Genomic DNA, 4,175 nt, shown 5'->3' with positions numbered 1-4,175 from the left:
TGATGCGCTGGCCGCAGCCGGTTTATACGCATCACCCGCTCATTCTCGGCCCGGACGGCAAGAAGCTGGCCAAACGCTTTGCGTCACAACGTCTTGCCAGCCTTCGGGAAGAGGGTTTAACGCCGGGCGAGGTACGAACACTGGCCGGGACCCTTCATGACTGAAACAGAGCTGCATCTGCCCCCGGCGCGCGCCTGGGTCGGCCCGCTCCTGCTTTTGGGCGGCGGAATGCTGATCGGGCTAGCCCCGATTGGTCTGCGCATGGGGCTCGATGATCTCGGCCCGCAGGCCATCGCCTTCTGGCGCTACGTTCTCGCCATCCCCTTCCTGTTTGCGCTACTGATCCTGATCGAGCGGCGCATGCCGAAGCGGCTCAACAAATATATCGTCCTCGCCGGTACATTCTTCGCCCTCGACATCGCCCTCTGGCACTGGGGGCTGACTCTGACAACGGTGGCGAACGCCACTTTCATCGTCAATCTCGGCAATATCTGCGTCGGTTTCGCCGCCTGGCTGATCCTCAAGGAAAAGCCCAAACCGATCTGGTTCGTCGCCGTGCTGGTGGCCGTCACCGGCGCAGCCTTCCTCTCGCTTGGCGGAGAGACGGGCGGCAAGAGCGATATTCGCGGCGATCTGCTGGCGCTCGGCGCAGCCGTCCTCGTGTCCGGCTACATGCTGTGTTCGAAAATGGCGCGCGGCAAGCTCGGCGCGATGGATGTCATCTTCTGGCTGACCGTGGTCGAAGCCTGTGTCGCCTTCTTCATCGTGCTTGCATCCGGCGAGAATTTCTTTCCGGCAACCCTGTCCGGATTCGCCGCCCCGGCCTTCCTTGCGCTTGCCGCCCAGATCGGTGGCCAGGGCCTGATCATTGCAGGGCTCGGCCGCACCCCTGCCGCCGTCGCTGGCATCGTCGTTCTGATCCAGCCCGTCGTTGCCGCAGCCATCTCCTGGCAGATGTTCGACGAGCCACTGTCTCCCATCCAGGGCGGCGGCGCCGCGCTCATCCTGTTCGGCATCTGGCTGTCGCAAGGGTCGGCGCGGGAAAAACGTAAGTCCAGACAATCGAAATCGTCACAAAAACCCGCTACAGAGCCGACATGACAAAAACATCCCCGCCCCCGACCAGCCCGCGCATGCGCGTCCTTTTCTTCTCGCTTGCCGGCGCGCTTGGCCTTGCCGCCTGCGCCGCAAGCGTGTCCCAGCCCGCCTCCAGCGACGCAACAGCCCGGCAATCAGCCGATACAGGTCGCAGCGGCGTCGTGCCGCAACAGGCCGGCGACAGCTATTATGAGAGCGCCGCGAGCAGCGTTGCCGCGCGTGCCGGAGACAGTTTCGCGCCGAAAGCGAAGAACGTCATCCTGTTCGTCGGCGACGGCATGGGCGTCTCAACCGTAACGGCCGGCCGCATCTATGCAGGCCAGACGCGCGGCGTTGATGGCGAAAGCTATCGGCTCACCATGGAGCAGCTGCCCTATTCAGCGTTTTCCAAAACCTACAGCCATGACTCGCAGGTCTCCGACAGTGCCTCGACCGCAACGGCCATGATGAGCGGCGTGAAGACAGGCTCGCGCACGCTCGGTCTTCGCTCGGGTGTCGCTCACAATAATTGCGCGTCCGCCGAAGGTCAGGAAACCGATTCCATCTTCGAGATCGCAGAAGCGGCCGGACTGGCCACAGGCATCGTCTCGACCGCACGCATCACCCATGCGACGCCAGCGGCGGCCTATGCTGAGGCCGCCAATCGGAACTGGGAAGACGACACTGAAGTGGGCGGCTCAGGGTGCACCGACATCGCCCGGCAGATGGTTGAATGGCCAGCGGGCGACGGGTTTGAAATCATCCTTGGAGGCGGGCGGGGCGCGTTCTATCCGCCGAGCATCGCCGATCCTGAAACAGGCGATCCGGCAGGCCGGCGCACGGATGGCGCAAACCTCGTAGACGCCTGGCTGTCAGGCAGCGGTGAGCGGACCTATGTGTATGACCAGGCTGGCTTTGACGCCGTCGATTTTGCCTCAGACACGCGGGTTCTCGGCCTCTTCGAACCCTCCCACATGCAATACGAGCTCGACCGCGCAGAGGACAAAGCTGGCGAACCGTCTCTCGCAGAGCTCACCCGCGCGGCGATTACGCGCCTCTCGCGCGATGAGGACGGCTATGTCCTGCTCGTCGAAGGCGGGCGGATCGATCACGGCCATCATGCGACCAATGCCGCCCGTGCCTTGGGGGACACTGACGCGCTCGACCAGGCCGTCGCGGCGGCGCTCGAGATGACGGACAGCTCAGACACGCTGATCATCGTAACAGCAGACCACTCCCACACGCTGACCATTGCGGGCTATCCCGTGCGCGGCAATCCAATCCTCGGCAAGGTCGGCTACGGCCCGGGCGGCATGGCGCGCGCCGACGACGGCAAGCCTTACACAACACTCGGCTATGCCAATGGAATGACCGGCTGCAAGCCCGGCCAGGAAGACTGCGCCCGCGCGGACCTGACCGACGTCGATACGACCGACAAGGACTTCAACCAGCAGGCGCTGGTCTTCTCGGGCTCAGAGACCCATGCAGGCGAAGACGTGCCGCTCTATGCCAGCGGCCCGGGCGCCGAGCTGTTTCGCGGCACGATCGAGCAGAATGAGATCTTCCATGTCATGGGCCGGGCCAGCGGCCTTGTCACTTACGAGGACTGATCGGCGCCCACACCTGAAAGCTGCCGGATGGCGTCAGCCACTTCAGCGCCGTGCGAATGGTGCGGCATGTGCCCGCTATCGGCGAGCGGCACGAGCGTAAAGTCCTCGATCTGATGCTTGATCTTGCCGGCATGAAGCGTCGGATTGATCACCGTGTCCTTGGCGCCTGAAAACAGGATTACGGGGACATCAATCTCCGGATAGCGGTCCTGCTGGGCCGCAAGCTCACCGCGCAGCGCATTCACGTCGTCGGCATTGGCGCGGAACTCAGGCGGGCGAAACAGCAGGCCGAGCCCGGCCTTCTCGTAATAGCCTTCAGGGGCGTCGCGCGGGTCGAAGACGCTATTGATGCCCTGCTTTACCTGTTTCGGGCCAACAATCGGAACGAGCTGCGAAAAGATCGGGCCGATAATGGGCGGGCCGGCCGCCTTATTATACCAGGCCTCCCCGCCGCCGCCCCAATCATGGGTCACGGGTGCCAGCAAGACGATGCCGTCAACCAGGTCCGGATAGTCCAGCGCGACACGCAATGCGACGGCTCCACCATAGGAGTGGCCCACCACAACCGCCTTCTCGCCTGGCGCGAGCGCCTGCAGGACGCCTGCCATCTGGCGCGCCTGAACGGCGAGCTGTTCGCTGCCCTCCGGTCTTTCCGAATAGCCATGCCCGGGTCTGTCAGCCATGAAAACGCGATGGCCGGCCGACAGGCGAGGCCCCAGCGTATCTGTGAATTCGCGGGCATTGGCTGACGCGCCATGGATCATCAGGACAGGCGGGCCAGCCTCTCCGGCGCGGATCACATGCACATCGCTGCCGGCCACTTCGATCTTCTCGCCGATCGGCGGCCAGCGCTCTTCTGCATTGCTGGTATAGACCGCGCTATGGACGCACGCGCCGAGGAAGCCTGCAGCTAGCAGGGCCAGAATAATCAATAAAGCCAGCTTCAAAGCCCCTGCCCGATTTGCTCTTTCCTGAGCCGCGCCTCAGCCGCCTTTGCGGGCCCGAGCGTTGGATGGATGTTGAGCGCCTCTCTATAGGCTTCAAGCGCCTCATCCTTCGCGCCGAGCGCCTCAAGGACGCGCGCCAGGCCCATCCATGCACCGAAATGGCGCGGCTCAAGCCGCAGCGCCTCATTCACATCGCGCAGCGCCTCGTCATACTGGTCATTCAGGAGAAACACAGAGGCGCGGCGATTATAGGCCTCGGCATAGTCCGGCTGGATCGAGATGACGCGGTCATAAAGCTCGCGCGCCAGCTCAAGCTCGCCCTGCGACTGGGCAGTGACGGCCCGCTCCATGACGAGATCGGCGGCCGCAGAGCCGCTTTCGAGCCACGCCGCCCAGATATCAAGCGCAACAGACGTTGCCTCTTCCTCGGTCGGGGCATTCTTCAGCTCTTCGAACATTTCGTCAGACGGGCCGAAATACGGACCGCTGACGAAGATCAGTCCTGCAAAGGCGAGTGCTTTGAACATGGGAAACAAGTATG

General features: G+C 63.5%; 4 protein-coding genes. 2 read left to right on the top strand and 2 right to left on the bottom strand.

The features are described from left to right. Positions 1-156: 156 nt before the first annotated feature. Complete coding sequence (locus WA989_RS01320; RefSeq protein ID WP_424338729.1) at positions 157-1,101, top strand: DMT family transporter; 945 nt, start codon at positions 157-159, stop codon at positions 1,099-1,101. Next, the gene (locus tag WA989_RS01315) at positions 1,098-2,687 is read left to right on the top strand and encodes an alkaline phosphatase (protein ID WP_424338728.1); all 1,590 of its coding nucleotides are present in this window, start codon (positions 1,098-1,100) and stop codon (positions 2,685-2,687) included. The genes WA989_RS01320 and WA989_RS01315 overlap by 4 nt, the downstream gene beginning before the upstream one ends. Here WA989_RS01315 and WA989_RS01310 read toward each other — a convergent pair. Both WA989_RS01310 and WA989_RS01305 read right to left on the bottom strand, forming a co-directional pair. Next, positions 2,675-3,619, bottom strand: a complete 945-nt coding sequence (locus WA989_RS01310) for an alpha/beta fold hydrolase (RefSeq protein WP_424338727.1) — start codon at positions 3,617-3,619, stop codon at positions 2,675-2,677. The genes WA989_RS01315 and WA989_RS01310 overlap by 13 nt on opposite strands. 11 nt (positions 3,620-3,630) lie before the next feature. Then, positions 3,631-4,175: tetratricopeptide repeat protein (locus WA989_RS01305; RefSeq protein WP_424338726.1), on the bottom strand; the 545-nt coding region annotated here is incomplete at its 5' end.

The organism is Henriciella sp. (assembly GCF_049649345.1).
Lineage (GTDB): Bacteria > Pseudomonadota > Alphaproteobacteria > Caulobacterales > Hyphomonadaceae > Henriciella.
Note: the sequence above shows the minus strand (reverse complement) of the source record. Positions and strands in the feature narration are given on the sequence as shown.

What these genes read in the sequence shown, in the direction of transcription:
- WA989_RS01320 (WP_424338729.1), top strand. Translation starts at nt 157, where the DNA reads ATGACTGAAACAGAGCTGCATCTGCCCCCGGCGCGCGCCTGGGTCGGC.
- WA989_RS01315 (WP_424338728.1), top strand. Translation starts at nt 1,098, where the DNA reads ATGACAAAAACATCCCCGCCCCCGACCAGCCCGCGCATGCGCGTCCTT.